We start from the raw sequence: 26,329 nt of genomic DNA, 5'->3' as shown, positions 1-26,329 counted from the left end.
GCCGGTCTCCTTCAGGCTGAGCGGGGCAGGGATCGGGGGAGAGGCGCGCGGCTCTCGGCGCGGACGAGCGGGCCGATGGCCAGCAGCGTCGCGAACAGCAGCGCGATCTCCAGGTGGTAGACGATCAGGTAGCCGGTAGAGGGCAGGTTCAGCGCCTCGCCGAGCCGGCCGGATTCGGCGAGATGCGCCCCGAGATCGCGCAGGATGCCGCTCGCCGCGATGGCGAGGCCGGCGGCACTCGCCTGGACCGCGCCCCAGGCCCCGAGGGCGAGACCCGTATCCTCGGGGCCGGCCTTGGCCATGGAGGCCGTCAGCGTCCCGTGGGCGAAGAGGCCGCCGCCGAGGCCGATCAGGGCAACGCCCACGGCGAACAGCCGGGCGGAATCCAGGGGGGCGGCGAAGACCACCGCGGAGAAGGCCGCGATGCCCACCCCCGCGCCGGAGGCCGCGACCCGGAAGGCGTCGCCGCCCCGGTCGAGCCAGCGGGCCGCGACGAGGAGGCCGAGGCCACCGCCGGCGGCCAGCAGCGCGGTCAGCGCCGTGGTGGCGGCCACCGGCAGGTGCAGGATCTGCCCGCCATAGGGTTCGAGCAGGATGTCCTGCATCGAGAAGGCGGCGGTGCCGAGCCCGGTGGCGACGAGGCGGCGCCGCGCCCGGCCCTTGCCGGCATAGAGCGCCCAGGATTGCGCGAAGGCCGGGCGCGGCAGGTCGCGCGCCGTGCGGGCGGGCGACCGCGGCTCCTGCTTCCAGAGCGCGATGCCGTTGAGCACGACGGTGAGGAGGGCCGCTCCCTGGATCACCTTGATCAGGCGCAGGGCCGAGAAATCCGCCAGCAGCAGCCCGAAGGCGACGGCGCTGACCACCATGCCGGCCAAGAGCATGACGCAGAGGAGCGCCACCACGCGGGGCCGCGCATGGGCCGGGGCGAGATCGGTGGCCAGCGCCAGGCCCACGGTCTGGGTGGTGTGGAGGCCGGCGCCGACCATGACGAAGGCGAGCGCGGCGGCCACGTGACCGGGCCAGGCCGGGCCGGTGGTGTCGCCCGACAGGATCAGCAGGGCGAAGGGCATGATGGCCAGCCCGCCGAACTGCAGCAGGGTGCCGAACCAGATGTAGGGCACCCGGCGCCAGCCCAGGACCGAGCGGTGGGTGTCCGAGCGGAAGCCGACGAGGGCGCGGAAGGGCGCGAAGATCAGCGGCAGGGACAGCATCACGGCGACGATCCAGGCCGGAACCGCCAGCTCGACGATCATCACCCGGTTAAGCGTGCCGATGAGCAGCACCGCGGCCATGCCGACCGTGACCTGGAACAGGGCGAGCCGCAGCAGGCGCCCCATCGGCAGTTCCGCCGTCGCCGCGTCGGCGAAGGGCAGGAAGCCGGGGCCGACGCGCTGGATCGCGCGGGCCATGGACGCGCCGAGGCGGGTCACGGTGCCCGCCGGAGTTCGAAGGCGTGGGACAGGTAGAACCCGCTGTTGACCCGGTGCGCGCGCGCGATCCGGACATCGGCCAGGGCCGGCTCGGCGGCCAGGCGGCGGCGCAGGTCCGCCGCGCCGACGGGCACGATGGCGGGCGCCCGGTCGGCGCGCGGAAAGGCGCGGCCGGCCATGTGCATCAGGGTGAGGAGGGGCGTGCGCGGCGCCACGGTGAACAGGATTGCGGCCTCGGTCCGGGCCGCCAGCGCCGCCAGCGCCTGCACGATGTCGGGCGTGGCGTAGTGGATCAGCGAATCCATCGCGACCACGACGTCGAACCGGCCCAGCGCCGGGTCGAGCATGTCGCCGACCCGGAAGTCGATCCGCCCAGGTCCCGACAGGGTGGTGCGCTCCCGCGCCAGGCCGATCAGCGTCGGCGAGACGTCGATGGCGACGACCTCGGCGCCCCGGCGGGCGGCTTCCAGGCTCAGGGCCCCGGTGCCGCAGCCGGCATCGAGCAGGCGCCGGCCGGTGAGGTCGGCGGGCAGCCAGGACAGGAGGTTGGCCCGCATGGCATCGCGCCCGGCCCGCACCGTGGCGCGGATCTTCGAGACCGGCGCGTCCGAGGTCAGCCGGGCCCAGGCCTCGACGGCGGTCCGGTCGAAGTAGGTGGTGAGCTGAGAGCGCCGGGCGGCGTAGCTGTGCGAGGTCATGGTGGGGCGCCCGCTCAATCGAAGCCGAGGAATTCGAACAGGTCGCGGTCCTTCATGGGGAGCGCGTTCAGCGGCTTGCCGCCGGCCCAGAGATGGGCGGCGAGGCGCATGTACTCGGTGGTGACGGCTTCGAGTTCCGGCGTCGGCTCCATCTCGAACAGGGTCGACTTCTTCAGGCGCGAGCGCCGGACCACGTCGAGGTCGGGGAAGTGGGCGATGCGCTCCAGGCCGGTCGCGGCGTTGAAGCGGTCGATCTCGTCGGTCTTGGCCGAGCGGTTGGCAATAACCCCGCCGAGCCGCACCGGATAGTTCTTGGCCTTGGCGTGGATCGCCGCGACGATCCGGTTCATGGCGAAGATCGAGTCGAAGTCGTTGGCGGTGACGATCAGCGCCTGGTCGGCATGCTGGAGCGGCGAGGCGAAGCCCCCGCAGACCACGTCGCCGAGTACATCGAAGATCACCACATCGGTGTCCTCGAGGAGGTGGTGCTCCTTCAGGAGCTTCACGGTCTGGCCGACGACGTAGCCGCCGCAACCGGTGCCGGCGGGGGGGCCACCGGCCTCGACGCACATGACGCCGTTGTAGCCCTCCGCGACGAAGTCCTCGATGCGCAGCTCCTCGGAGTGGAACTGCACCGCCTCCAGGGCATCGATCACGGTGGGGGCCAGGCGCTTGGTCAGCGTGAAGGTCGAGTCGTGCTTGGGATCGCAGCCGATCTGCAGCACGCGCTTGCCGAGCTTCGAGAAGGCCACCGAGAGGTTCGACGAGGTGGTCGACTTGCCGATGCCGCCCTTGCCGTAGACCGCGAACACCTTGGCGGTGCCGATCTTGAGGTTCGGGTCGAGCTCGACCTGGACGCTGCCCTCGGGCTGGCGCGCCGTGACCGGATTGCGGATGGCGATGTTCATGCGGCGACCCCTGCGGTGATGCCTTCGACGCGGTCCTCGAGCTCCTCCTCGGCGCGGTCGAGCGCGTCGCGCGTCTCCGCATCGGGGGTCCAGAAGCCGCGCTGGTGCGCCTCGATCAGCCGGTGAGCCACCTTGGCCGAAGCGGTCGGGTTGAGAGCCGCCATGCGCGCACGCATCGCGGGGTCGAGGACGTAGGTCTCGGTGATGCGCTGGTAGACCCAGGGGGCGACGCCGTTGGTGGTGGCCGACCAGCCCAGGGTGTTGGTGAGGTGCGCCTCGATCTGGCGCACGCCCTCGTAGCCGTGGCCGAGCATGCCCTCGGTCCATTTCGGGTTGAGCATCCGGGTGCGGGTCTCCAGGGAGACCTGCTCCGTCAGGGTCCGCACCACGCCCTCGCCGCGGGTCTGGTCGCTGATGAAGATCGGCACCGCCGCACCGCGGGCCTCGGCGACGGCGCGGCCCATGCCGCCGAGCCCGTCGAAGTAGTGGTCCACCGAGGTCACGCCGACCTCGACCGAGTCGAGGTTCTGGTAGGCGAGGTCGACGGTGGCGAGCACCGCCCCCATCAGGGCGCGCTGGGCGCTGGGAACGCCGGTGCGGCCGTACGCGAAGGATTTGCGCCGGGCGAAGGTCTCGGAGATCTCGTCCGCCTCCTCCCAGCGGCCGGATTCCACCAGGGCGTTGACGTTGGCGCCGTAGGTGCCCTCCGCGTTGGAGAAGACACGGAGCGCCGCGGTCTCGAGGTCGATGCCGTGCGCGGCCTGGAGCGCCAGGGCATGCTTGCGCACGAAGTTCCGCTCCACCGGCTCGTCGGCCGTGGCGGCGAGGTAGGAGGCTTCCGCGAGGAGCCGGGTCTGCAGGGGCAGCAGATCGCGGAAGATCCCCGACAGGGTGACGACGACGTCGATCCGCGGCCGTCCGAGGGTGTCCAGGGGGATCAGGGTGGCGCCGCAGAGGCGGCCGTAGCCGTCGAAGCGGGGAGCCGCGCCGATAAGCGCCAGGGCCTGGGCGATGGGGCCGCCCTCGCTCTTCAGGTTGTCGGTGCCCCAGAGCACCAGGGCGATGCTCTCGGGCAGCGCCGCCCCTTCGTCGCGGAAGCGCGCCAGCAGGCGGGCCGCCTGGCGGGCCCCGTCGGCGAGGGCGAAGGCGGAGGGCAGACGGTAGGGATCGAAGCCGTGGAGGTTGCGCCCCGTGGGCAGGATGTCCGGGTTGCGCAGGAGATCGCCGCCGGCCACGGGGGCGATGAAGCGGCCGTCGAGGGCGGCGAGCAGGCCCCGGATCTCGTGATCCTGTGACAACAGGCAATCGGTCTCGCGCAAGGCCGCGAAGGCGGCGCGGTTCGCGTCGGTGAGGCCGAGGCCGCCCTGCGCCAGGGCGTCGTCGATCTCGCTCCCGGCGACGAGGGCCTGGAGCCCGGCGCGAGCCGGCACGAGGCCGTGGCTGGCTTCCGCGAGGGCGAGGAGGATGTCGGCCCGCTCCTCCGGCGGGGTGGCGGCGCCCGTGACGTGCAGGCCGTGCGGGATCAGGGTGTGCTCCAGTTCGTGGAGCGCCGCGCCGAGGCGATGGACATGGCCGGCGAGATCCGCGTCCCAGGCCGGCTCGGGGGCCACGAGGTCGAGGCCGGCGCCCTGGGCCTGGATCAGCTCGGCGAGGTCGCGGCGCTCGGCGACGGCGCCGGGCTCCAGGCCGCGCCAGCGCTCGATCGAGGCCTTGAGGTCGATGAGGCCGCGATAGAGTCCGGCCTGGGCCAGGCTCGGGGTCAGGTAGCTCACCAGGGTCGCCGCGGAGCGACGCTTGGCGAGCAGGCCCTCGGACGGATTGTTGGCGGCGTAGAGGTAGACGTGCGGCAGCGCGCCGATCAGGCGCTCGGGCCAGCAGGCGTCGGAGAGGCCGGTCTGCTTGCCGGGCATGAATTCGAGCGCCCCGTGGGTGCCGAAATGCAGCACGGCGTCGGCGCGGAAATCCTCGCGCAGGTAGCGGTAGAAGGCCGAGAACGCGTGGGTCGGGGCGAAGCCGCGCTCGAACAGCAGGCGCATCGGATCGCCCTCGTAGCCGAAGCCCGGCTGCATGCCGACGAAGACGTTGCCGAACCGTGCGCCGAGCACGAAGATCTGGGCGCCGTTGCTGTTCTGGCGCCCCGGAGCCGGGCCCCACTGGGCCTCGATCTCGGCGAGGTGCCGCTCGCGCCGGACGTGCTCGTCCGCGGGAATGCGGTGATGGACGTTGGCGGGCGTGCCGAACCGGGCGGCGTTGCCGGCGAGCACCGCCTCGCGCAGGGCATCGACGCTCTCGGGCACCTCGACCGCGTAACCCTCGGCCGCCATCGCCACGAGGGTGTTGTGGAGCGAGTGGTAGACCGACAGGAAGGCGGCGGTGCCGATGCTGCCGGCATTGGGCGGGAAGCCGAACAGCACCACCGCGACCCGGCGCTCGGCCCGCGCCTTGCGGCGCAGGGCCACCAGGCGCTCGATGCGGGCGGCGAGCATGTCGGAGCGCTCGGGGTGCACGACCATGTCGCGGGCGCTGGTGCCGAGGGAGCGGCTGGAGCGCCCGCCGAACACCATCGGGGCGGTGGCGCCGTCGAGTTCGGGGATCGCCACCATCATGGTGGCCTCCACCGGGGAGAGGCCCCGGTCGGACCCCTCCCACTGCTCCAGCGTCTGGAACTCCAGCGCGTGGGCCGCGAGGTAGGGCACGTCGAGTTCGCCGAGCAGCGCCTGGGCCCCGGCGGCATCGTTGTAGGCGGGGCCGCCCACCAGGGAGAAGCCGGTGAGCGAGACCAGGGCGTCGATGGTCGGGCGCCCGTCGCGGCGGAAGAAGGCGTCCACCGCCGGGCGGTTGTCGAGGCCGCTGGCGAAGGCCGGCACGACGGCGAGGCCCCGCGCCTCCAGGGCGGCGATGACGCCGTCGTAATGGGCGGTGTTTCCGGCCAGCACGTAGGAGCGCATGACGAGCAGGCCGACGCGGCCCTTCGCCGGAGCGGTGGGCGCCGGCACCTTCGCCAGGTCCTCGCCGATGCGGCCGGCCATGCGCGGGTGGTAGAGGCCGGTCTCGGGGTAGCTGAGCGGCGCGGGCGCGGGCGCGATCCGGCGCCAGCCCTCGCGCGGACCGGCGGCGTAGCGGCCGACCAGGAAGCGCACGAGGTTGGCGATGTTCTCGTCCGAACCCGAGAGCCAGTATTGCAGGGTGAGGAAGTAGGCGCGCACGTCCTGGGCCGAGCCCGGGATGAAGCGCAGGATCTTGGGCAGCTTCCGGATCATCGCCATCTGGCGGGCGCCGTTGCCCTGGGCGCCGGGCTTGCCGCGCAGCTTCTTCAGGAAGTCGAGGGCGCCGCGCTTGCTGCCGTCCATGTCGAAGCGGTTGAGGCGGGTGGTCTTCACCACCTCGCTGGCCGAGAGGCAGCCGATCATCGCGTCGCACTGGGGCCGCCGCGCCAGCAGGGCCGGGAGGATGGCCCGGACGTGCTCGTCCATGAACAGCATGGTGGAGATGACGATGTCGCCCCGGGCGATGTCGGCCCGGCAGGCGTCCAGGGCGGCCGGGTCGGTGTCCCAGGCGGCCGCAGCGTGGAAGTCGAGGACGAGGCCGGGCAGGTCGCGCGCCAGGCGCTGGCGGGCGCGCTCCAGGGCGCTCGCCACGTGATTGTCCATCGTCACGAGGACGACCCGGAGCGCCGGGCGCTCAGCGTCCGAAATGCGCTTTGGCATCGTACAGGGTCTCGACGGTGATGAGCGGCAGGGCGCGTTCCCGCGCGAAGCGCTCGGTGTTCGCGCGGGCCTTGCCCCGCACGAAGAACGGGATCTTCTTCAGTTCCTTCTCGGCCTCGGTCGCCCAGGTGACGCTGATCGGTTCGGCCTGCGCGGGCAGCGCCTCCGTGTGGGCTGCGGCCGGGGCAGTGCCATGCCGGGGCAGGTGCGAGGGCGCGGCCGCCCCGTGGAACTCGGCATCCTCGCGGAACATGCCGAGCAGGTGCTCCTCCAGGCCCATCATCAGGGGATGGACCCAGGTGTCGAACAGGACGTTGGCGCCCTCGAACCCCATCTGCGGCGCGTGCCGCGCGGGGAAATCCTGGACGTGGATCGGGGCCGAGATCACCGCGCAGGGCAGTCCGAGGCGTTTGGCGATGTGGCGCTCCATCTGGGTCCCGAGCACGAGCTCGGGACCCGCGGCCTGGATCGCCGCCTCGACGTTGAGATAGTCGTCGGTGATCGTGGCCTCGATGCCGTGCAGGGCCGCCTCGGCGCGGACCTCGCGGGCGAATTCGCGGGTGTAGGTGCCCAGACCCACCACCCGGAAGCCGAGCTCCGTGGCGGCGACCCGGGCGGCGGCCAGCGCGTGGGTGGCATCGCCGAAGATGAAGACCCGCTTGTCGGTGAGGTAGGTCGAATCGACCGAGCGCGCGTACCAGGGCAGGCGCGAGGGCGCGCCGGCGAGGACGGGGGCCGGGTCGACCCCGGCGGCGGCGGCCACCGCCTCGACGAAGCGGATGGTGGCCTGGACGCCGATCGGGACGATCTCGACCATCGGCTGACCGAAGGTCTTCTGCAGGTGCTGGCCGGCGGCGCGGGCGATCTCGGGATAGAGCACGACGTTGAAATCGGCCTCGCCCAGGCGTCCGAGATCGGCCGGCGTGGCGCCGAGCGGGGCGACCACGTTCACGTCGATGCCCAGCGCCCCGAGGATCTTGGTGATCTCGACGAGGTCGTCGCGGTGGCGGAACCCCAGGGCCGTGGGGCCGAGGACGTTGCAGAGGGGGCGGCGCCCGGCGCGCGGCGCAGCGGTGCCGCCGGCCAGCGCCCGGACCAGGCGGTAGAAGGTCTCCGAGGCCCCCCAGTTCTCCTTCTTCTGGTAGGCCGGGAGCTCCAGGGGAATGACCGGGATCGGCAGGTCGAGGGCGCGGGCGAGGCCGCCCGGATCGTCCTGGATCAGCTCGGCGGTGCAGGAGGCGCCGACGATCATCGCCTGCGGACGGAAGCGGGCGTAGGCGTGCGCCACGGCATCCTGGAAGATCGCGGCCGTGTCGGCACCGAGGTCCCGGGCCTGGAACGTGGTGTAGGTCACCGGCGGGCGGGCGTCCCGCCGCTCGATCATGGTGAACAGCAGGTCCGCATAGGTGTCGCCCTGCGGCGCGTGCAGCACGTAGTGCAGGCCCCGCATGGCGGTGGCGATCCGCATGGCGCCGATATGCGGGGGGCCCTCGTAGGTCCAGAGCGTGAGCTGCATCGCCTCAGACCTCCAGCCGGGCGCGGCGCTTCAGCGGGCGCGCGAAGAGTTCGGCGAGGTCTCCGGCCTGGTCGTAGCCCTGGATCGGGGTGAACAGCAGCTCGATCGACCACTTGGTCGCCAGCCCCTCCGCCTCCAGCGGGTTGGCGAGGCCGAGACCGCAGACCGTGAGGTCGGGCTTTTCCGCGCGGCAGCGATCCATCTGGGCGTCGAGGTTCTGGCCCTCCACCACCCGGGTACCGGCGGGCAAAAGCGCGAGTTCCGGGGCGAGGTGCTGGCGATGCAGGTAGGGCGTCCCGACCTCGATCAACTCCGCCCCCATCTCGCGGGCGAGGAAGCGGGCGAGCGGCAGCTCGAGCTGGGAATCGGGGAAGAAGAACACCCGTCTTCCGGTCAAGCGCTCGCGGTAGAGGTCGAGGGCGATGGCGGCGCGGGCGCGACCCGGCGCGGTGACGCGGGCGAAGCGCTCGGGCGACACGTCGAAGGTCTCGGCGGCGGCGGCGAGCCAGCCCGTCGTGCCCTCGGCCCCGAGGGGGAACGGCGCCGCAATCCGCTTCGCACCCCGGGCCTCGAGGGCGCGGGCGGTGTCGGCGAGGAAGGGCTGGGCGAGGAGGAAGCGGGTGTTGGGTCCGACCGCCGGCAGCGCCCCGGCGCGCCGGGCCGGCAGGAAGGCCACCGCGGCGAGGCCGAGATCCGCGAACAGCCGGGCGAACTGGTCCTCGACCACATCGGCCAGGGCGCCGACCACCAGGAGTGCGGGCGCCTCGGCCTCCGGCGCGCGGGGCATCTCGGGGACGAGGGCCGCCAGGCAGGCATCCTCACCCTGCGTGAAGGTGGTCTCGATGCCGCTGCCCGAGTAGCTCAGCACCCGCACGTCGGGGTGGAAGGTGTGCGAGAGGCGCTGCGCCGCCCGCGACAGGTCGAGCTTGATCACCTCCGAGGGGCAGGAGCCGACGAGGAACAGCAGGCGGATGTCGGGGCGGCGCTCGATGAGGCGGCGGACCACCCGGTCGAGCTCCTCGTTCGCGTCGGCGAGGCCCGCGAGGTCGCGCTCGTCGATGATGGCGGTGGCGAAGCGCGGCTCGGCGAAGATCATCACACCGGCGGCGGACTGGATGAGGTGCGCGCAGGTGCGCGAGCCGACCACGAGGAAGAAGGCGTCCTGGATCTTGCGGTGCAGCCAGACGATGCCGGTGAGCCCGCAGAACACCGCGCGCTGGCCGCGCTCCTGGCGGATGTCGCAGCCCGTCTCGAGAACGGGGGCGGTGAGATCGGAAACCGGCGCGTGGGCGTTCATCGGGCGGCCTCCGCGACGAGGCCGGACGGCAGCGCCTGGAGGCGGGCGGCCCGCAGCTTCAGCACGAACTGCGCCGCGTTGACGGCGTAGGAGGCGTAGGCGGCCAGGGCGAGGCCCATCAGGCCGGCGGTGTCGAGGACGCCCGCGGCCAGGGCCACGAGGTAGGCCGTGTGCAGGGCCAGCACGAGCATGCTGACCATGTCCTCCCAGTAGAAGGCCGGTGCGAACAGGTAGCGGCCGAAGACGGCCTTCTCCCAGATCGAGCCCGTGATCATGATCGCGTAGAGCAGCAGGGTCTTCAGCACCACGGACGCGTTGGCGACGGCTGCGTCCTCGCCTGTCCACAGGGTGCGGAGGACGAGGCCCAGGCTGACGGCGAACACGAGGAATTGAAGGGGGGCCAGAACACCCTGGACCAGGGTCCAGCGGGTGGCGTCGCGACGGGCGCGCTGATCGGCGTCGTAGAGAGGTCGTCTGGGCCTGTCCGCTCTCCCGATCATGCTGTCCGCCCCCTTGCGGAGACCCCTTGCGACCAGGTCGCCGGGCCTCGTTGAAGGGAGGTTAGGAAGGCGGCCCCGGAGTGTCAAGCCAGCTTTACGTCAAAAGCGAATGACAGATTGAATGCAAAATAGTTATAGGTCGAGTATTGATAAAGCGAGTTTCGGGCGTATCGTGCAGCCTCGTTGCAGGTGCCGGCCAAGCTGGCCCACCCCGGCACCGGGATATTGCGGTGCACGCTCAAAAGTCCCGGAATTCGACGCGCAAGATCGAGCCGACACACAGGCCGTCAGACACATTGGGAGGGACCAATGGATGATGTGAGGCAGTTCGGTGATCGCTTGCGCTACGAACCATCCAGCCGGGATGTTACGGACCTGTGCGAGTCGGAAATCAGTGCGCAGCTCGCGGTCTTCGGACAGGCGATCCGGCTGCAGCGAGACTTGGCCCGCGTCGTCGAAGCCGAGATCATTCCCCGCCTGATGCTGGCGCACCGGATCGAACCGGTCCCGGACCCGACGGACGTACTGCCGAGCGAGGAGCAGATCGCGGCCTTCACGGCCCTCATGCTCGACCCGGCCGGCGACGACGTGGAGGGCCGGCTCGCCGAACTCCTGGCGAGTGGCCTCGGGACCGACAGCCTCCTCCTGGACCTCCTCGCCCCGACGGCCCGGCACCTCGGCATCCTGTGGGAGGAGGACCTCTGCGACTTCGTCGAGGTGACCCGCGCCATGGGACGGCTGCAGCGGATCATGCGCGAGATCACCGGCCGCTTTCGTAGCGAGCCCGCGGCGCCCCCCGTGAACCGGAAGATCCTGCTGCTGCCCTGTCCGGGAGATTCCCACAGGTTTGGCCTGACCCTGGTCGAGCAGTTCTTTCGGGAAGCCGGCTGGTCGGTGACCTCGACGGTCACGCAGCCGGAGATGGACAGCCTCCGCTGCGTCCGGGAGGAGTGGTTCGACGTCGTGGGCCTCTCCCTCGCCTGCGAGGCCCTGCTTCCCGCGATGACCGAGACCGTCGCGGCGCTGCGCCGGAATTCGCGGAACGATGCGCTGCGGGTCCTGGTTGGAGGTCCGGCCTTTGCCGCCAATCCCGACAGCTTCCGGCGCGTCGGGGCCGACGCGAGCGCCGGTGACGCCCGCATGGCCCTGTCCGTTGCCGAATGCTTGCTTGATCTGCCGGTCAGACCCTGCTGAAAGAAGTCCCGATCGACAAACACGCCCTCCCGATCCGACCTGCCCGACCCCATTCCGACCTGGTGATCCGTGACCAGCCTGGCGCTTCCTGCCGCGAGCCATGCGCTTGCGGCGCTTCAAAAGTCCCTCGGACCCCTCGACGCGCAGGCGGCGGGATTGCTGGTGGCTGCCGCGACGGACCTGTCGCTGGTCATCGACGGCGAAGGCGTCATCCGGGAAGCGACCTTCGGCAGCGCCGATCTCGCGGATGAGGGCTGCGACACCTGGCTGGGTCGTCCCTGGGTCGATACCGTGACGGTCGAGAGCCGCCCGAAGATCGCCGCGCTCCTCAAGGACGCCGCGCCCGGCGCCGTCACGCGCTGGCGCCAGGTGAACCACGTCTCGCCCACCGGCACGGACCTGCCCGTGCGCTACGCCGCCATGCGGCTGGCCAAGGACGGCCAGATCCTCGTCCTCGGGCGAAACCTGCGCGCCATGGCCTCGCTGCAGCGGACGCTCGCCGAGACGCAGCAGGCCCTGGAACGCGACTACCTGCGCATGCGCGGCGCCGAGACCCGGTACCGCCTGCTGTTCCAGCTCGGCTCCGAGCCCGTCCTCGTGGTCGATGCCGCGACCCGGCGGGTGACCGAGGTGAACCCCGCCGCTTCCCGGCTGATCGGCCGGGCCGAGAAGCGCATCGTCGGGCAGGACGCGGTCGACCTGTTCGACGGCGCCTGTGCCCGCGACCTCGAATCACTCTTCGCCGGCCTCCGGATGACCGGGCAGGCGGCCGACCTGGAGGCCCGGCTCGGGCATGGCCGCGGTGCCGTGCGGGTCGCCGCCTCGCTGTTCCGTCAGGAGAACGCCACCAGCATCCTGCTGCGGCTGGCTTCCCCCGAGCCCGTTGAGACGAGCGCGGCCCGGACCGGTGCCGGCGCCCTCGACGTCGTGAGGAATATGCCCGAAGGCTTCGTGGTCACCGACCCGGCCCGGCGGGTGCTGACGGCGAATCCCGCCTTCCTGGACCTCGTCCAGCTCGCCACGGAGGAGCAGGTTCGCGGACAGCCCCTCGACAACTGGATCGGGCGGGAGGAATCCGAGGCTGCGGCCCTGTTCGCGACGCTGGCGCAGCATGGCTCCGTCCGCCACTTCCCCACGCAGATCCGCGGCGCCTACGGCAGCGTCGAGGACGTGGAGGTCGCCGCCGTCTCGGTCGCCGGGGGCAGCCAGCCCTGCATCGGCTTCACCCTCCGCGCGACGCCCCGGCGCGCGGCGGCGGTCGCGGGCGGGCGCGAGCTGCCCCGCTCCGTCGAGCAGATGACGGAGCTCGTCGGGCGTGTCTCGATGAAGAACCTGGTGCGCGAATCGACCGATCTCATCGAGCGGCTGTGCATCGAGGCCGCCCTGCGCATCACCCGCGACAACCGGGCCTCCGCCGCCGAGATGCTGGGCCTGAGTCGCCAGGGCCTCTACGCCAAGATGCACCGCTACGGCATCGGCGATCTCGAAGGCCGCGACGCCCCCGACGAAGCCTGACGCCCCCCCGGATACCCGCTCGCGCGCCGGTACTTGCGCGCGATCCGAGACGACGTCGCGCCGGCCCGAACTCACGACAATCTTGTAAATCAAACTTGACACTCGTGGGCGTTAAAATCTAGCGTCATCCCCATGGCAATGCCAGCACCCAGCGCCCTCATCGAGCTCCTGAAGCCGATCACATGGTTCGCGCCGATGTGGGCCTTCACCTGCGGCGTGGTCTCCTCCGGCGCCTCGCCCACCGGGCAATGGCCGGTGATCGCCGCGGGCGTGATCCTGGCGGGTCCCCTGGTCTGCGCCACCTCGCAGGCGGTGAACGACTGGTACGATCGCCACGTCGACGCCATCAACGAGCCGCACCGGCCGATCCCCTCGGGTCGAATGCCCGGGCGCTGGGGCCTCTACGTCGCCGCCGGCTGGACCGTGCTGTCGCTCCTCGTCGCCGCCGCCCTCGGCCCCTGGATCCTCGGTGCCGCCCTGTTCGGCCTCGTCCTGGCCTGGATCTACAGCGCCCCGCCCCTGCGCCTGAAGCGCAACGGATGGTGGGGCAATTCGGCGGTGGCGATCTGCTACGAAGGGCTGCCCTGGTTCACCGGCGCGGCGGTGATGGCGGCGGCCGTACCGGACGGACGCGTGCTGCTGGTCGCCCTGCTGTATTCCATCGGCGCGCACGGCATCATGACCCTGAACGACTTCAAGTCGGTGGAGGGCGACGGCCGGACCGGCATCCGGTCCCTGCCCGTGCAGCTCGGAACCCTCGGGGCCGCCCGCCTCGCCTGCCTCGTCATGGCCGTCCCCCAGATAGCCGTCATACTCGGCCTGTTCGCCTGGAACCGGCCCTGGCACGGAACGGTCATCGGCGTCCTGCTGCTCGGTCAGTTCGTCCTGATGCGCCGGCTCCTGACCGCGCCCCGCGAGCGGGCGGCCTGGTACAACGGCACCGGCACCACCCTCTACGTGCTCGGCATGCTGGTGGCGGCCTTCGCCCTGCGGCCCCTGGTCCAGGGAGGTCCGTGATGGCGAACCCGACCTTCGGATGGCGCGCCATCGTCCGGCTCGGCCTCGTGCAGACCGCCCTCGGCGCCGTCGTGGTGCTGATGACCTCGACCATCAACCGCGTGATGGTGGTGGAGCTCGCCCTCCCGGCGATCGTGCCCGGCGGGCTCATCGCCCTGCACTACGCCGTTCAGGTCCTGCGCCCGCGCTGGGGCTACGGCTCGGATCGCACCGGCCGGCGCACGCCCTGGATCATCGGCGGCATGGCGGCCCTGGCCCTCGGCGGATTCGGCGCGGCCGTGGCCACCGCCCTCGCCGAGACGCACCAGGCCGCCGGCCTCGCGCTGGCGGTGGTCTCGTTCCTCACGGTCGGCATGGGCGCGGGGGCCGCCGGAACCTCGCTCCTCGTGCTCCTTGCCACCGGCGTGGACGCCCGCCGCCGCGGCGCCGCCGCCACGGTGGTCTGGGTCATGATGATCGCGGGCTTCGCCATCACCGCGCCGCTGGCCGGGCACTTCCTCGATCCCTTCTCGGGCGCACGGTTGATCGCCGTCTCCGGCACGGTCTCGCTCGTCGCCTTCGCGATGGCGTTCCTGGCTCTGCGCGGTGTCGAGCCCGCGGCCGGGCCGTCCGCCGGCGCCGAGGCGGCGGAGAAGCGTCCGTTCCGCGTGGTGCTGGCGCGGGTCTGGGCCGAGCCGGAATCCCGGCGCTTCACGGTCTTCATCTTCATGGCGATGCTGGCCTACAGCGCGCAGGAACTCATCCTCGAACCCTTCGCCGGCCTCGTCTTCGCGATGACGCCCGGGGTGACCACCAAGCTCGCGGGCCTGCAGCACGGCGGCGTCCTCGCCGGCATGTTGACCGTGGCCGGCCTCACCATGGGCATCGGCGGCCCGGTGCTGGGCTCCCTGAAAGTCTGGACCACGCTGGGCTGCCTCGGCTCGGCCCTGGCCCTCTTCGCCATCGCGGCCGCTGGCCTCGCGGGCGCCGACTTCCCCCTGCGGGTGCCGGTCTTCGCCCTCGGCCTGTTCAACGGCATCTTCGCGGTGGCGGCGATCGGTTCGATGATGGCGCTGGCCGGGGCCGGCGGCGAGGCCGAACGGGGCACGCGGATGGGCGTCTGGGGCGCGGCTCAGGGCGTGGCCTTCGGAGCCGGCGGCTTCCTCGGCACCGTCGCGGTGGACCTGGCCCGCCTGGTCACGCCGCGGGTGGTCGACGCCTATGCCGGCGTCTTCGCCGCCGAGGCGCTGCTCTTCGTCCTCGCCGCCGCCCTTGCGCTGCGCATCGCGCACGCGCCAGCGACCCCCGTGCCGCGGGGCCTGCGTCGTCGAACACCGTTCGAGGCAACGCTTTCCACGAGGTGAGATTATGGCTGCCGTGCGGGACACCGACCTCGAAACCTACGATGTGGTGGTGGTGGGCGGTGGCCCGGCGGGTGCGACCGCGGCCACCGACCTGGCCCGCAGCGGGCGGCGCGTGCTGCTCCTCGACAAGCCCGGACGGATCAAGCCCTGCGGCGGCGCCATTCCCCCGCGCCTGATCCGCGATTTCGCCATTCCCGACCATCTCCTCGTCGCCCGCATCCGCTCGGCCCGGATGGTCTCGCCCCGGGACCAGCGCGTGGACATGCCTATCGGCGACGGCTTCGTCGGCATGGTCGACCGGGCCGACTTCGATCCCTGGCTGCGGGAGCGCGCCGCGGCCGCGGGCGCGGTGCTCCAGCCCGCCACCTTCCGGCACATCGAGCGTGACGCGGAGGGGGCCGCCGTCCACTATCTCCAGGACGGTTTTCCCCGTGCCGCCCGGGCCCGCCTCGTCATCGGCGCCGACGGCGCGAGTTCCGCCGTCGGCCGGGCCGAGATCCCCGGCCACGCCGCCATGCGCCAGGTCTTCGCCTATCACGAGATCGTCCGCCTGCCCGAGGGCGGTGCGCACGACGTCGAGGCCACCCGCTGCGACGTCTATTACCAGGGCAAGCTCTCGCCGGACTTCTACGCCTGGGTCTTCCCGCACGGCGACACGGTGAGCATCGGCACCGGAAGCGCCCGCAAGGGCTTCTCCCTGCGCGGAGCCATCCGCTCCCTGCGCGCCTCCACCGGCCTCGCGGCGGGCGAGACCGTCCGGCGCGAGGGCGCCCCCCTGCCCCTGAAGCCCCTGCGCCGCTGGGACAACGGCCGCGACGTCCTCCTGACCGGGGACGCGGCCGGCATCGTCGCACCGGCCTCCGGCGAGGGCATCTACTACGCCATGCTCGGCGGGCGCCTCGCCGCCGAGGCCGCGCAGGCCTTCCTCGCCACCGGGCAGGTCCGGGCGCTGGCCGGGGCGCGACGCAACTTCATGCGGCTGCACGGGCGCGTCTTCCTGATCCTGCGGATCATGCAGGCGGTCTGGTACCGCAACGACGGCTTGCGCGAGCGCTTCGTGTCGATCTGCCGGGATCGCGACGTGCAGCAGCTGACCTGGGATTCCTACATGAACAAGGAGCTGGTCCGGGCCAAGCCCGCGGCCCATGCGCGAATCTTCTTCAAGGACCTCGCGCACCTGTTCCGCTGGGTCTCGCCGTGAGTCTCGCCGGGGATCTCGCCGGGGATCTCGCGATGGGTCTCGACGGGGCGGGCGGCTGGGGGCCGGCCGGAATCGCTGCGGGCGCGGCGATCCTGGTGGCGCTGGCGGGCGGCCTCCTGACCACGACGTGGCCCTGGTACCAGGCCCTCCGGCGTCCCGCGTGGAAGCCGCCGGACTGGGCCTTCGGCCCGGTCTGGACCACGATCTTCACGCTGACGGCGATCTCGGCCGTCCTCGCCTGGAACGCCGATGCAAGCCCCGCAGCCCGCGCGTCGCTGGTGGCCGCCTACGCCGTGAACGCCGTGCTGAACATCGCCTGGAGCGGCCTGTTCTTCCGCCTGCGCCGGCCGGACTGGGCCTTCGTCGAGGTGCTGTTCCTCTGGCTCTCCATCGGCGTGCTCATCGTCGTCACAGGGCGCGTGCACGGGATGGCTGCCCTTCTGCTGCTGCCCTACCTCCTCTGGGTCGGGGTCGCCGCCTGCCTGAACCGGGCGATCGTTCGCCTCAACGGTCCATTCCGGAGCGCGTGAGCGATGGAGGCACTTCTCGCCAGCGGTCACCTCGTGGACGCGATCCTGCTCCTCGTCGCCGGCGAGGCGCTGGGCCTGATCCTGTGGACTCGTCGGACGCAGGGCGCCTGGCCGCTCGCGCTCCTGTGCAACCTGACCTCCGGCGCGGCCCTGATGCTGGCACTGCGCGGCGCCCTCACCGGTGCCGGCTGGCCCGTGATCGCCGGATGCCTCGCCCTGGCCGGCCTGGCGCACCTCGCCGAGATGGCGCTGCGCCTCGGCCTCCTCCCTCCGCCCGTCCGCCTTCGCGATCCCCACGACGGGCGCGCCTGACCACCCCCCGACACCACAGCTCCGGAGAGACGCCATGGATTACCGCCGCACCGCTCTCCGACTGGGGACCGGCCTCGTCGTGGGTTTGGCCGCCCAGGGCGCCTCGGCGCAGGATGCCGAGCTGATCAAGCGGGGCGAGTACCTGGCGACCGCCGGGGACTGCGTGGCCTGCCACACGGCGCCGGACGGCAAGCCCTTCGCCGGCAACTACGTGCTCAACACGCCGATCGGGAAGATCCGTACGCCGAACCTGACCCCGGACCCCGAGACCGGCCTCGGCACGTGGAGCGCGGACGACTTCTACCGCGCCTTCCACGAGGGCATCACCAAGGACGGCTCCTACCTCTACCCGGCCTTTCCCTTCGCCTGGTACACGAAGGTCACCCGCGCCGATTCCGACGCGATCTTCGCTTATCTGAAGTCGCTGCCGGCGGTGCGCGAGCCGCGCAAGCCCTCCGAGATCCCCTTCCCGTTCAACATCCGCACCGCGCTCATCACCTGGCGCACCGCCTTCTTCACCGCCGGTGAATTCCAGCCGGACCCGCAGGCGAGCGCCGAGGTCAACCGCGGCGGCTACCTCGTCGAGGGGCTCGGCCATTGCGGCATGTGTCACAACGCCAACAAGATCGTGGGCAACAGCGGCCTGGCCGGCAAGCTCGGCGGCGGCGTCATCGACGGCTGGTACGCCCCCAACATCACCCCCGACGACCATACCGGCATCGGTGGCTGGAGCGACGATCAGGTCGTGACCTACCTGAAGACCGGCGCCGCCCCGGGGAACCAGCCCGGCGTCGCGGCGGGCCCGATGCGCCAGACCATCCAGGAATCCCTGTCGAAGATGACCGACGCCGACTTGAAGGCGATGGTGGCCTACCTGCGCACGCAGAAGGCCAAGGAGAGTTACAAGGTCAAGGACATCCAGGCCTTCAACCAGGCCGACGCCCCCGGCGCGGCGACCTATCTCAGCTACTGCTCCTCCTGTCACAAGCCGGACGGCAGGGGCGTCGAGGGCGCGATCCCGGCGCTCGCCGGCAACACCTCGGTGCAGGCGCAAGGCCCCGAGACGGTGATCCGCGTGATTCTCGGCGGCCTCTCGGCCCAGAACGGCTACGCGCCGATGCCGGCCATCGGCGCCGGCATGACCGACCAGGAGGTGGCCGACGTCACCGACTACGTCCGCAACGCCTGGGGCAATGCCGCTCCGGTGATCAGCGAGCGCGGCGTCGTCGCCACCGCGCGCAAGGCCACGGAGACGATGCTGGCGGGCACCGCGCCCTGCGCGGAGATCGCCCAGCCGGACATCGCCAAGGCCGTGGCCGAGTCGGGCGCGGCCCAGAGCCTCGCCGGGCTCGAACCCGAGAACTTCATCCCGATCGTCAACGCGCTCCTGCCGAAGATCAAGGCGGCGGTTCCCGACGCCAAGGGCGACGACATCGTCAACGGCCTGACGACGGCCTTCTGCAAGGCCGGGCGGAACGACACGCGCTACGACAAGGCCGGGTGGCACGCGGTGATCGGCAGCTTCGCCAGCGTCACCTATGCCCAGCTGAAGAATCCCGAGCTGAAGGCCTCGACCATGGGCACGACGCCCACGCCCTGACGCAATCGCCGCGAGCGGGGCGGGTCGTGGGGCCGTGGCCTGCGGATCCTGACGCGACGGATCAGCCCGCACGGGACCCCGCCGATGCGCCGCCGGCGCAGCCCTCAGCTCGCCATGGTGATAATGAGCGGGCCGTTGCGGGTGGCGACCACCGTGTGTTCGTACTGGACCGTGAGCGCCTGCGGCCGGCTGTAGAGGGTCCAGGGATCGTCGCCATCCTCGGCGAACTCGGCCCCGAGGGACAGGAAGGGTTCGACGGTGAACACCAGGCCGTCCGTGGCGACCCGGCGCTCGGAGGCGTCGGGCCAGGTGGCGATCTCGGTGGGCTCCTCGTGGAGGGAGTGACCGACGCCGTGGCTGGCGAGGTTGCGCACCAGGGTGTAGCCGTTCCGGCGCGCGAAGGCCCCGACCGCCTGGCCGATGGCGGCGATCGGCTTGCCGGTCCCGACCTGCCGCAGGCCGGTCCACATCGCCCGGCGGCCATCCTTGCACAGCCGCTCCACCGCGCGGGTCACGGGCGGCACGGGAAACGAGGCCCCGGTATCGGCGAAGTAGCCGTCCTTCGCCGCGGAGACGTCGATATTGACGAGGTCGCCCGGGTTGATCCGGCGGGCCCCCGGAATGCCGTGCGCGACCTCCTCGTTGACGCTGATGCAGGTGGCGCCGGGAAAGCCGTAGGCCAGCTCCGGCGCCGGCTGGGCACCGGCCGCCTCCAGCAGACGGCGTCCGACGAGGTCGAGCTCCGCCGTCGTCATCCCGGGTTCGATCGCCTTCCCCATCGCTTCCAACGTCTGGGCGACGATGCGCCCGATCCGCTTCAACGCCGCCAGATCGTCGTCGCTCGATACCGTCATGTCGCTGTCCCTCGGGGCCGCCCGGATGGCTGGCCGCTCGCATCGCCGCCCGTCGGGGCATACCCATAGCGGACCTCCGGCTCCGGGACGACGGCCGGTTCGGCATGGCGGCCCTCAGCCCGCACAGGACGATCCCCCGGCTTGCGGATCGCGCCGGATCGCGTCACCAGCACCGGGATGGCCCACCCAAGCTCCGCCAACGCCGTATCGGACCTGCCGATCGAGGACGCCCTTCCGGCCCTGCGCGACGCCCTCGCCGGGGGGTCGGCCGCGGTCCTGGTTGCGCCGCCCGGCGCGGGCAAGACCACCCGGGTGCCGCTGGCCCTTCTCGACGCGCCCTGGCTGCGCCCCGCCGACAAGATCATCCTGCTGGAGCCGCGCCGCCTGGCCGCCCGCGGAGCGGCCGAGCGCATGGCCGCCACCCTCGGCGAGCGCGTCGGCGACACGGTCGGCCTCCGGGTCCGCCTCGGCTCGAAGATCTCCGGCCGCACCCGGATCGAGGTCGTCACCGAGGGCGTCTTCACCCGCATGATCCTCGACGATCCGGAACTCACCGGAATCGGTGCGGTCCTCTTCGACGAGTTCCACGAGCGCTCCCTCGACGCGGATCTCGGCCTCGCCCTGGCCCTCGACACCCAGGGCGCCCTCCGCGAGGACCTGCGAATCCTGGTCATGTCGGCGACCCTCGACGGCGCCAGGGTCGCCGGGCTGCTCGGCACCGCGCCGGTGATCGAATCGGAGGGGCGCGCCTACCCGGTCGAGACGCGGTACTGGGACCGCGACCCGAATCGCCGGATCGAGGACGTCGTGGCGGAGGCCATCCTGCGCGCCCTGCGGGCCGATTCGGGCTCGGTCCTGGCCTTCCTGCCGGGCCAGGGCGAGATCCGCCGGGTCGCGACACTGCTGGCCGACAAGGTCGACGCCGTCACGGAGATCGCACCCCTCTACGGGGCGCTGACGCCCGCCGAGCAGGACCGCGCCGTGGCGCCCGCGCCGCCGGGCCGGCGCAAGGTGGTGCTCGCCACCAGCATCGCCGAGACCTCGCTGACCATCCAGGGCGTGCGCATCATCGTCGATTCCGGCCTGTCGCGCGTGCCCGTCTACGAGCCCGGCCTCGGACTGACCCGGCTCGTCACCGCGCGGGCGTCGCGCGCCTCCGTCGACCAGCGCCGGGGGCGTGCGGGCCGCACCGAGCCGGGCATCTGCCACCGTCTCTGGGCGGAAGCCGCCACCAACGCCCTGGAGCCCTTCACCCGCCCGGAGATCCTCGCCGCCGACCTCTCGGGCCTGGTGCTCGACTGCGCCGCCTGGGGCGTCGCCGATCCCGCGACCCTCGCCTTCCTCGACCCGCCACCCGCCCCCGCCCTGGCCGAGGCGCGGGCGATGCTGCGGGACCTCGGGGCGATCGAGGCCGAAGGCCGTCTCACCGAGACCGGCCGGGCCCTGCGCGCCCTGCCGCTGCCGCCGCGCCTCGCCCGCATGGTGGTCGGCGCGGCAGGGTACGGCACGGCCCGCGCGGCGGCGGATCTCGCGGCGGTGCTGGTCGAGCGCGGCCTCGGCGGGGACGACACCGACGTGACCCATCGGGCCGAGCGCTTCGTCCGCGACCGCGCTCAGCGGGCCGCGGACATGCGCCGCCTCGCCCAGGGCTGGGCCCGGCAGGCGGAGAGCTTCGCCGGGGCCCGGGCCGGCGCAGCCGGGGGCCTCGACATGAGCGAGGCCGGGCCGCTCCTCGCCCTGGCCTATCCCGATCGCGTCGCACGCGCCCGCGGCCGCGACGGCGAGTTCGTGATGGCCAACGGCCGGGCCGGCCGCGTCGATGCGGCCTCCGCCCTGGCCCGCGCGCCGTTCGTCGTGGTGGCCGAGCTGACCGGCACCGCCGCCCAGGGGCGCATCCTCGCGGCAGCGCCGATCACCCTGGAGGCGATCGAGGCCCTGTTCGGATCGACCATCGCGGCGACGACACAGGTCACCTTCGATCGGAGTGCCCGCGCGTTGCGGGCCCGCTCCCTGCGGCGCCTCGGAGCGCTCACGCTGGGCGAGCGCACCCTGCCGGTGCCGGCCGACCTTGCCGCGGCAGAGATCCTGGCGCGGGGCGTTGCCGAGATCGGCCTCCCGGCCCTGCCGTGGACGCCGGCGCTGACGCAGTGGCGGGCCCGCCTGCAGTTCCTGCGGGCGGCCGATCCCGGGACCTGGCCCGACCTGTCCGACGCCCACCTCCTGGACACGATCGAGGCCTGGCTGGCGCCCGAGATCGTCGGGCGCACCAGCCTCGATGCGGTCGGCGCCGACGATCTCGCGCGCGCCCTGCAGGCGTTGCTGCCCTGGACTCTGCGCGCGCGCCTCGACGCCGAGGCCCCGACCCATGTCGAGGTGCCCACCGGCTCGCGCATCGCCCTCGATTACGAGGCCGAGGGCGGGCCAGTGCTCGCCGTCCGGGTGCAGGAGCTGTTCGGGCTCGAGCGCCATCCGAGCATCGCCGGGGGCCGTATTCCCCTGGTCCTGCACCTGCTCTCACCGGCCTCGCGGCCGATCCAGATCACGCGCGATCTGCCGGGTTTCTGGCGCGGGTCGTGGAGCGCCGTGCGTTCGGAGATGCGCGGGCGCTATCCGCGCCATCCCTGGCCCGAGGACCCGGTCGCGGAACCGCCGACCCGGCGGGTGAAGCCGAGGGGCACGTGACCGAACGCCTTCGCGCCACCCTCGCCCTCTACGATCCGCGCGGGCGGCTCGCGGCCCCGGCCTACCGGCACCTGCTGATCCGCACGCTGCTCCTCGGTTTTGGGCTGCTCTGCCTCGGGATCTGGCTCGCCAGCCTCGGCCTGCGCTGGGCCGGGGTCCTGGCGGTCGCCGGCATCCTGCCGGTGATCGGGGCGACGGCGATCCAGACGGTCCGGCGCCTGCACGACCGGAACCGCAGCGGCGGCTGGTTCGGCCTGTATGTCCTGGCCGAAACGGTCGGCGTCCTGCCCCTGGAGCGGGCCGTCGACGCCCATCCGCTCCCGGTCATCGCGCTGGTTCTGGCGATGCTCGGCTTCTTCCTCTGGTTCTTCGTCGAGACGGTGTTCCGGGCGGGGAGCCCGGGGGCCAACCGCTACGGCCCGGTCCCCGCAGAGGCGTGAGCGCTCAGGCCGCCCGGCGGGCGGCGAGGACGATGCGGGCGGCGCTCCGGCTCGGCGGGTCGTCGTCCGGCAGGCGCATCAGGCTGTCGATGCGGGCAAGCGCGGCCACCTGCGCATCCCGTGCCGGCTCTCCCGCCAGGAGCGGTGCCACCGCGTCGGCGAGGCGCGGAGCGGTGCATTCGGCCTGGATGAATTCCGGCATTGCATTCTGTCCGAGGATCAGATTCGGCAGCACGATCGTGGGCACCTGGATGAGGCGGCGGGCCACCGCCTCCTCGATCCGCGAGACCTTGTAGGCGACCACCATCGGCACGCCGGCCAGGGCCAGTTCCAGGGTGACGGTGCCGGAGGCCGCGAGCGCCGCCCGGGCCCGGCGGAAGGTGGCGTGCTTGGCCGCCTCGCCGTGAACGAGGGTGACCGGATTGTCCCAGGCCAGCGCCAGACGCTCGATCAGGGCCCTGTGCCGGGTCACCGCCGGCAGCACCGCCTCGATCGGTCCGAAGCGCGCCGTGAGCCGCGCCAGGGTGGCGCCGAAGACCGGCATCAGCCGCTCGATCTCCGAGCGGCGCGAACCCGGCAGGATCGCCAGGACCGGCCGCCCCGTCATGCGGGCTTCGGCCTCGGCGGCCCCGGGCCGCAGCTCGCCGAGCCGCTCGATCAGCGGGTGGCCGACATAGGTGCAGGCCGGGCCGTTCAAGCGCCGATGGGCCTCCGGCTCGAACGGCAGGAGGGCGAGGACGTGGTCGATGAAGGGGCGCATCTTCGCCGCCCGCCAGGGGCGCCAGGCCCAGACGCTGGGGGAGACGTAGTCGACGATGGGCAGGTCCGGCATCCGCTTGCGCACCCGCGCGGCGACCGCGTGGGTGAAGCCGGGGCTATCGATGATGACGAGGACGTCCGGCCGGGCCTCGACCACGTCGCGCACGGTCTGGCGGATGCGCCGCAGCAGGGTGCGCAGCCGGGCAGCGACGGGCAGGTAGCCCATCACCGCCACGTCGTCGATGGGAAACAGCGAGGCGAAGCCCTCCGCCGCCATGGCCTCGCCGCCGACCCCGCCGAAGCGGATCGGGCGATCCGAAAGCTCGCGCAGGCCGCGCATCAGCTTGGCCCCGAGTTGATCCCCGGAATCCTCGCCGGCCACCAGCCAGATCGTCCGCTCGCTGCGCGGTTCGCTCATGATCCCGATCCCGTTCTGGTCTCCGGACCGCCGACGTCGGCGCCCAGGCCGAGGAGAAAGAGGCCCGCCCGATCCGCCGCCGCGATCGTCGCCGGACGGTCGATGATCAGGGTGAAGCCCGCCTGGACGGCCAAACCGGCGCAGCCCGCCGCCGCCGCGTTCGCCACCGTGCGGGGGCCGATCGCCGGCAGGTCGACGCGCAGGTCCTGGCCGGTCTTGGCGCATTTCACCAGCACGGTGCCGGGCTGTGCGCTGCCGTAGCCGAAGGGCCGGCGTCCGAGCATCCGGGCCCGGGCCAGCATCCGGTCGGTCCCCTCCGGACCCTCGACGGTCAGGGCCCGCTGTCCGACGACGACGGTGGCCTGGCCGACGTCGAAATCCGACAGGGCCGCCAGCAGGGCGCGGCCGGTGGCGATGGAGTCCCGCGCCGCGGCATCGGGGGCGTGCCGGCCGAGCAGGCCCTCGGGACTGAGCAGATCCGGGGCGACCTCGTGGACGCCGACCACGCCGTGGCCGTGCTCCTCCAGGAGCGCCAGGGCGCCGCGCAGCAGGCGGTCGTCGCCGCCGTCGGAGATCGCCTTCAGGGCGTCTCGGTTGCGCAGGGCCGCGGCGGCGTTGAGGATCGCGGCCGGGTTCGGCCGGGACACGCCGCCGGCCGGCACCACGGTGACCGGCCCCCAGGCCTTGAGGATCGCCAGGATGCCGGCAATGTCGAGGAGGTCGACGGTGGCGGCCGCGCGGGCGCGCATCGCCCGCTCGGCGAACCCCCGGATGGCCAGGACGCGGAACGGCCGCCCCGCCCGGTCGAGGGAGGCGGCCACGAGTTCCGGCAGGCGGCCGGCGCCCGCCACCAGGACCAGCGCCGCCGGTGCGGGCGCGATGCGCGCGGCCGGCGCCGGGTTCGCGCTCAAGCGGCGCTCGGCGTCTCGCGCGGTGTGCAGAGCGAACGCTTGCCGCCGGCGCGGATGAAGGCGACGATCTCGGCCACGGCGCGATGGGTCTCGAACTCGGCGGCGACGTCTTCGAGGCGCTCCATCAGCGTGCCCTCGTTGGCGAAGAGCAGCCGATAGGCCCGCCGCAGGGTGTGGATGTCCTCCCGGGCAAAGCCCCGCCGCTGCAGGCCGATGATGTTCAGGCCCGACAGGTAGGCGCGGTTGCCGAGGGCCATCCCGTACGGGATGCAGTCGTTCTCGAGGCCGGACAGGCCGCCGACGAAGGCGTGCGCCCCGACGCGCGCGAACTGGATCACGGCCGCGCCGCCCCCGATGATGACGTAGTCGCCGACGCTGCAATGGCCGGCGAGCATGACGTTGTTCGAGAACACGACGCCGTCGCCGACCCGGCAATCGTGGCCGACATGCGCGTTGGCGAGGAAGGTGCAGTTGTCGCCGACCGTCGTCTCGAGGCCGCCCCCAGCCGTACCGGGATTCATGGTCACGCCCTCGCGGATCAGGCAGTCGGCGCCCACCGTGAGGGTCGAGGTCTCGCCCCTGAACTTCAGGTCCTGCGGCGGATGGCCGATGGAGGCGAAGGGGAAGATCCGGGTCCGGGGGCCGATCGTGGTCCGGCCGGCCACCACCACGTGGCTGACCAGCTCGCAGCCCGCCCCGAGGGTCACGGACGGACCCACATGGCAGAACGGACCGACCCGGACGCCCTCGCCCAGGGTCGCGCCGTCCTCGACCACCGCGCTCGGGTGGATCTCCGCGGCGGCGCTCACTCGGTCACCAGCATGGCGCCGATCTCGGCCTCGGCGACCAGGACGCCGTCGACCCGCGCCTCGCCGCGGAACCACCACATGGTCCGGCGGTGGTTGGTCTTGGTCATGTGGTAGCGCACGGTGTCGCCGGGGACGACGGGCTTGCGGAACTTGCACTTGTCGATGGTCATGAAGAACACCTGCTTGGTGCGCAGCTCGTCGCTCATGATGTGGCGGCAGCAGATGGCGCCCGCGGTCTGTGCCATGCCCTCGATCAGCAGGACGCCGGGAAACACCGGCAGGCCGGGGAAATGCCCGGTGAATTGCGGCTCGTTGATCGTGACGTTCTTGATCCCGACACAGCTTCGGTCGCCGTCGATCTCGACGATCCGGTCGATCATCAGGAAGGGATAGCGGTGCGGCAGGAGTTCCAGAACCTTCTGGATATCAGCCGAGCCAAGTTCACGCGGCATGTCGCTCATCGATTGTCTGATCCTACTGCGCGTCGGCGCCCCGCCGTCCCGCCTCGTTCCCGTTCGCCGCCAGATCTGGAGGAAGCGCCTTCATTCGGCAGATGGACCGCGGATGCAAGCCCTCAGGGCCGAAAGCTGCGGTCGCCCGGCCAGCGGAGCAACGCTCCGGGGCGACCGATCGCCACGTTGTCATTCCAGGGCGGAGGCTAACGTTTGAGTAGAAGTTTCCCGATCTT

The 26,329-nt window shown here is 72.3% G+C and carries 22 protein-coding genes; 10 read left to right on the top strand and 12 right to left on the bottom strand.

Features of this window, described 5'->3' with window-relative positions:
* Nucleotides 1-11: 11 nt before the first annotated feature.
* Genes CRT23_RS11760 through bchF form a run of 7 tightly spaced genes read right to left on the bottom strand, consistent with a single transcriptional unit; the run spans nucleotide 12 to nucleotide 10,056 of the window.
* Nucleotides 12-1,409 (bottom strand): MFS transporter, encoded by a 1,398-nt coding sequence (locus CRT23_RS11760; protein ID WP_055956554.1) that lies wholly within the window; start codon nucleotides 1,407-1,409, stop codon nucleotides 12-14.
* A gap of 17 nt (nucleotides 1,410-1,426) precedes the next feature.
* The gene (bchM, locus tag CRT23_RS11755; RefSeq protein WP_103709827.1) at nucleotides 1,427-2,128 is read right to left on the bottom strand and encodes a magnesium protoporphyrin IX methyltransferase; all 702 of its coding nucleotides are present in this window, start codon (nucleotides 2,126-2,128) and stop codon (nucleotides 1,427-1,429) included.
* A gap of 14 nt (nucleotides 2,129-2,142) precedes the next feature.
* Entirely contained in the window at nucleotides 2,143-3,036 is an 894-nt protein-coding gene (gene bchL / locus CRT23_RS11750) for a ferredoxin:protochlorophyllide reductase (ATP-dependent) iron-sulfur ATP-binding protein (RefSeq protein WP_055956073.1), read from the bottom strand.
* Nucleotides 3,033-6,743: a magnesium chelatase subunit H gene (locus CRT23_RS11745; RefSeq protein WP_103709826.1), complete on the bottom strand. Its 3,711-nt coding sequence runs from the start codon at nucleotides 6,741-6,743 to the stop codon at nucleotides 3,033-3,035. Before CRT23_RS11745 ends, bchL begins: the two co-directional genes overlap by 4 nt.
* Nucleotides 6,718-8,259 carry a ferredoxin:protochlorophyllide reductase (ATP-dependent) subunit B gene (gene bchB, locus CRT23_RS11740; RefSeq protein ID WP_103709825.1) on the bottom strand — a complete coding sequence of 514 codons (1,542 nt, stop codon included), beginning with the start codon at nucleotides 8,257-8,259 and terminating at the stop codon, nucleotides 6,718-6,720. The genes CRT23_RS11745 and bchB overlap by 26 nt, the downstream gene beginning before the upstream one ends.
* 4 nt (nucleotides 8,260-8,263) lie before the next feature.
* The gene (locus CRT23_RS11735; protein ID WP_055956080.1) at nucleotides 8,264-9,556 is read right to left on the bottom strand and encodes a ferredoxin:protochlorophyllide reductase (ATP-dependent) subunit N; all 1,293 of its coding nucleotides are present in this window, start codon (nucleotides 9,554-9,556) and stop codon (nucleotides 8,264-8,266) included.
* A complete protein-coding gene (gene bchF / locus CRT23_RS11730) occupies nucleotides 9,553-10,056 on the bottom strand; it encodes a 2-vinyl bacteriochlorophyllide hydratase (protein ID WP_103709824.1) in 504 nt (167 codons plus the stop codon). The genes CRT23_RS11735 and bchF overlap by 4 nt, the downstream gene beginning before the upstream one ends.
* Nucleotides 10,057-10,365: 309 nt before the next feature.
* Here bchF and CRT23_RS11725 point away from each other — a divergent pair, with 309 nt between their 5' ends.
* The 8 genes from CRT23_RS11725 to CRT23_RS11690 all read left to right on the top strand — a co-directional run bounded on the left by CRT23_RS11725 (nucleotide 10,366) and on the right by CRT23_RS11690 (nucleotide 18,768).
* Entirely contained in the window at nucleotides 10,366-11,250 is an 885-nt protein-coding gene (locus CRT23_RS11725) for a cobalamin B12-binding domain-containing protein (protein ID WP_103709823.1), read from the top strand.
* A gap of 69 nt (nucleotides 11,251-11,319) precedes the next feature.
* A complete protein-coding gene (gene ppsR, locus CRT23_RS11720) occupies nucleotides 11,320-12,765 on the top strand; it encodes a transcriptional regulator PpsR (protein WP_103709822.1) in 1,446 nt (481 codons plus the stop codon).
* Nucleotides 12,766-12,897: 132 nt separating this feature from the next.
* The gene (chlG, locus tag CRT23_RS11715) at nucleotides 12,898-13,782 is read left to right on the top strand and encodes a chlorophyll synthase ChlG (protein ID WP_103709821.1); all 885 of its coding nucleotides are present in this window, start codon (nucleotides 12,898-12,900) and stop codon (nucleotides 13,780-13,782) included.
* On the top strand, nucleotides 13,782-15,125 hold the full coding sequence (locus tag CRT23_RS11710) for a BCD family MFS transporter (RefSeq protein WP_103709820.1): 1,344 nt from the start codon (nucleotides 13,782-13,784) through the stop codon (nucleotides 15,123-15,125). Before chlG ends, CRT23_RS11710 begins: the two co-directional genes overlap by 1 nt.
* A gap of 4 nt (nucleotides 15,126-15,129) precedes the next feature.
* Nucleotides 15,130-16,326, top strand: a complete 1,197-nt coding sequence (locus CRT23_RS11705) for a geranylgeranyl diphosphate reductase (RefSeq protein WP_103709819.1) — start codon at nucleotides 15,130-15,132, stop codon at nucleotides 16,324-16,326.
* A gap of 32 nt (nucleotides 16,327-16,358) precedes the next feature.
* A complete protein-coding gene (locus CRT23_RS11700) occupies nucleotides 16,359-16,856 on the top strand; it encodes a TspO/MBR family protein (RefSeq protein ID WP_103709818.1) in 498 nt (165 codons plus the stop codon).
* Between the two features lie 3 nt (nucleotides 16,857-16,859).
* On the top strand, nucleotides 16,860-17,168 hold the full coding sequence (locus CRT23_RS11695; RefSeq protein ID WP_181017324.1) for a hypothetical protein: 309 nt from the start codon (nucleotides 16,860-16,862) through the stop codon (nucleotides 17,166-17,168).
* Nucleotides 17,169-17,202: 34 nt separating this feature from the next.
* Entirely contained in the window at nucleotides 17,203-18,768 is a 1,566-nt protein-coding gene (locus CRT23_RS11690) for a cytochrome c (protein ID WP_103709817.1), read from the top strand.
* Nucleotides 18,769-18,872: 104 nt separating this feature from the next.
* Here the strand turns inward: CRT23_RS11690 and map are convergent, their stop codons facing one another.
* A complete protein-coding gene (map, locus tag CRT23_RS11685; RefSeq protein WP_103709816.1) occupies nucleotides 18,873-19,622 on the bottom strand; it encodes a type I methionyl aminopeptidase in 750 nt (249 codons plus the stop codon).
* 177 nt (nucleotides 19,623-19,799) lie between these two features.
* On the opposite strand from map, the gene hrpB reads away from it, so the two are divergent.
* Nucleotides 19,800-22,304 (top strand): ATP-dependent helicase HrpB, encoded by a 2,505-nt coding sequence (gene hrpB / locus CRT23_RS11680; protein ID WP_103709878.1) that lies wholly within the window; start codon nucleotides 19,800-19,802, stop codon nucleotides 22,302-22,304.
* Nucleotides 22,301-22,744 carry a DUF805 domain-containing protein gene (locus CRT23_RS11675; protein WP_103709815.1) on the top strand — a complete coding sequence of 148 codons (444 nt, stop codon included), beginning with the start codon at nucleotides 22,301-22,303 and terminating at the stop codon, nucleotides 22,742-22,744. The genes hrpB and CRT23_RS11675 overlap by 4 nt, the downstream gene beginning before the upstream one ends.
* A 4-nt stretch (nucleotides 22,745-22,748) precedes the next feature.
* Here CRT23_RS11675 and lpxB read toward each other — a convergent pair whose 3' ends face one another.
* From lpxB to fabZ, 4 genes are read right to left on the bottom strand one after another with little or no spacing between them, the layout of a single operon-like run.
* Nucleotides 22,749-23,921, bottom strand: coding sequence for a lipid-A-disaccharide synthase (gene lpxB / locus CRT23_RS11670; protein ID WP_103709814.1), 1,173 nt, complete (start codon nucleotides 23,919-23,921; stop codon nucleotides 22,749-22,751).
* A complete protein-coding gene (gene lpxI, locus CRT23_RS11665) occupies nucleotides 23,918-24,832 on the bottom strand; it encodes a UDP-2,3-diacylglucosamine diphosphatase LpxI (RefSeq protein ID WP_181017323.1) in 915 nt (304 codons plus the stop codon). Before lpxI ends, lpxB begins: the two co-directional genes overlap by 4 nt.
* The gene (gene lpxA, locus CRT23_RS11660) at nucleotides 24,829-25,641 is read right to left on the bottom strand and encodes an acyl-ACP--UDP-N-acetylglucosamine O-acyltransferase (protein ID WP_103709813.1); all 813 of its coding nucleotides are present in this window, start codon (nucleotides 25,639-25,641) and stop codon (nucleotides 24,829-24,831) included. The genes lpxI and lpxA overlap by 4 nt, the downstream gene beginning before the upstream one ends.
* Complete coding sequence (gene fabZ / locus CRT23_RS11655) at nucleotides 25,638-26,102, bottom strand: 3-hydroxyacyl-ACP dehydratase FabZ (protein WP_055956113.1); 465 nt, start codon at nucleotides 26,100-26,102, stop codon at nucleotides 25,638-25,640. Before fabZ ends, lpxA begins: the two co-directional genes overlap by 4 nt.
* Nucleotides 26,103-26,329: the final 227 nt, after the last annotated feature.

This window comes from Methylobacterium sp. V23 (genome assembly GCF_002917135.1).
In the GTDB taxonomy this organism is placed as follows: Bacteria; Pseudomonadota; Alphaproteobacteria; order Rhizobiales; family Beijerinckiaceae; genus Methylobacterium.
This window is presented reverse-complemented; position numbering and strand designations above follow the sequence as displayed.

What these genes read in the sequence shown, in the direction of transcription:
- CRT23_RS11760 (WP_055956554.1), bottom strand. Translation starts at nt 1,409, where the DNA reads ATGGCCCGCGCGATCCAGCGCGTCGGCCCCGGCTTCCTGCCCTTCGCC.
- bchM (WP_103709827.1), bottom strand. Translation starts at nt 2,128, where the DNA reads ATGACCTCGCACAGCTACGCCGCCCGGCGCTCTCAGCTCACCACCTAC.
- bchL (WP_055956073.1), bottom strand. Translation starts at nt 3,036, where the DNA reads ATGAACATCGCCATCCGCAATCCGGTCACGGCGCGCCAGCCCGAGGGC.
- CRT23_RS11745 (WP_103709826.1), bottom strand. Translation starts at nt 6,743, where the DNA reads ATGCCAAAGCGCATTTCGGACGCTGAGCGCCCGGCGCTCCGGGTCGTC.
- bchB (WP_103709825.1), bottom strand. Translation starts at nt 8,259, where the DNA reads ATGCAGCTCACGCTCTGGACCTACGAGGGCCCCCCGCATATCGGCGCC.
- CRT23_RS11735 (WP_055956080.1), bottom strand. Translation starts at nt 9,556, where the DNA reads ATGAACGCCCACGCGCCGGTTTCCGATCTCACCGCCCCCGTTCTCGAG.
- bchF (WP_103709824.1), bottom strand. Translation starts at nt 10,056, where the DNA reads ATGATCGGGAGAGCGGACAGGCCCAGACGACCTCTCTACGACGCCGAT.
- CRT23_RS11725 (WP_103709823.1), top strand. Translation starts at nt 10,366, where the DNA reads ATGGATGATGTGAGGCAGTTCGGTGATCGCTTGCGCTACGAACCATCC.
- chlG (WP_103709821.1), top strand. Translation starts at nt 12,898, where the DNA reads ATGGCAATGCCAGCACCCAGCGCCCTCATCGAGCTCCTGAAGCCGATC.
- CRT23_RS11710 (WP_103709820.1), top strand. Translation starts at nt 13,782, where the DNA reads ATGGCGAACCCGACCTTCGGATGGCGCGCCATCGTCCGGCTCGGCCTC.
- CRT23_RS11705 (WP_103709819.1), top strand. Translation starts at nt 15,130, where the DNA reads ATGGCTGCCGTGCGGGACACCGACCTCGAAACCTACGATGTGGTGGTG.
- CRT23_RS11700 (WP_103709818.1), top strand. Translation starts at nt 16,359, where the DNA reads ATGGGTCTCGACGGGGCGGGCGGCTGGGGGCCGGCCGGAATCGCTGCG.
- CRT23_RS11695 (WP_181017324.1), top strand. Translation starts at nt 16,860, where the DNA reads ATGGAGGCACTTCTCGCCAGCGGTCACCTCGTGGACGCGATCCTGCTC.
- CRT23_RS11690 (WP_103709817.1), top strand. Translation starts at nt 17,203, where the DNA reads ATGGATTACCGCCGCACCGCTCTCCGACTGGGGACCGGCCTCGTCGTG.
- map (WP_103709816.1), bottom strand. Translation starts at nt 19,622, where the DNA reads ATGACGGTATCGAGCGACGACGATCTGGCGGCGTTGAAGCGGATCGGG.
- hrpB (WP_103709878.1), top strand. Translation starts at nt 19,800, where the DNA reads ATGGCCCACCCAAGCTCCGCCAACGCCGTATCGGACCTGCCGATCGAG.
- lpxB (WP_103709814.1), bottom strand. Translation starts at nt 23,921, where the DNA reads ATGAGCGAACCGCGCAGCGAGCGGACGATCTGGCTGGTGGCCGGCGAG.
- fabZ (WP_055956113.1), bottom strand. Translation starts at nt 26,102, where the DNA reads ATGAGCGACATGCCGCGTGAACTTGGCTCGGCTGATATCCAGAAGGTT.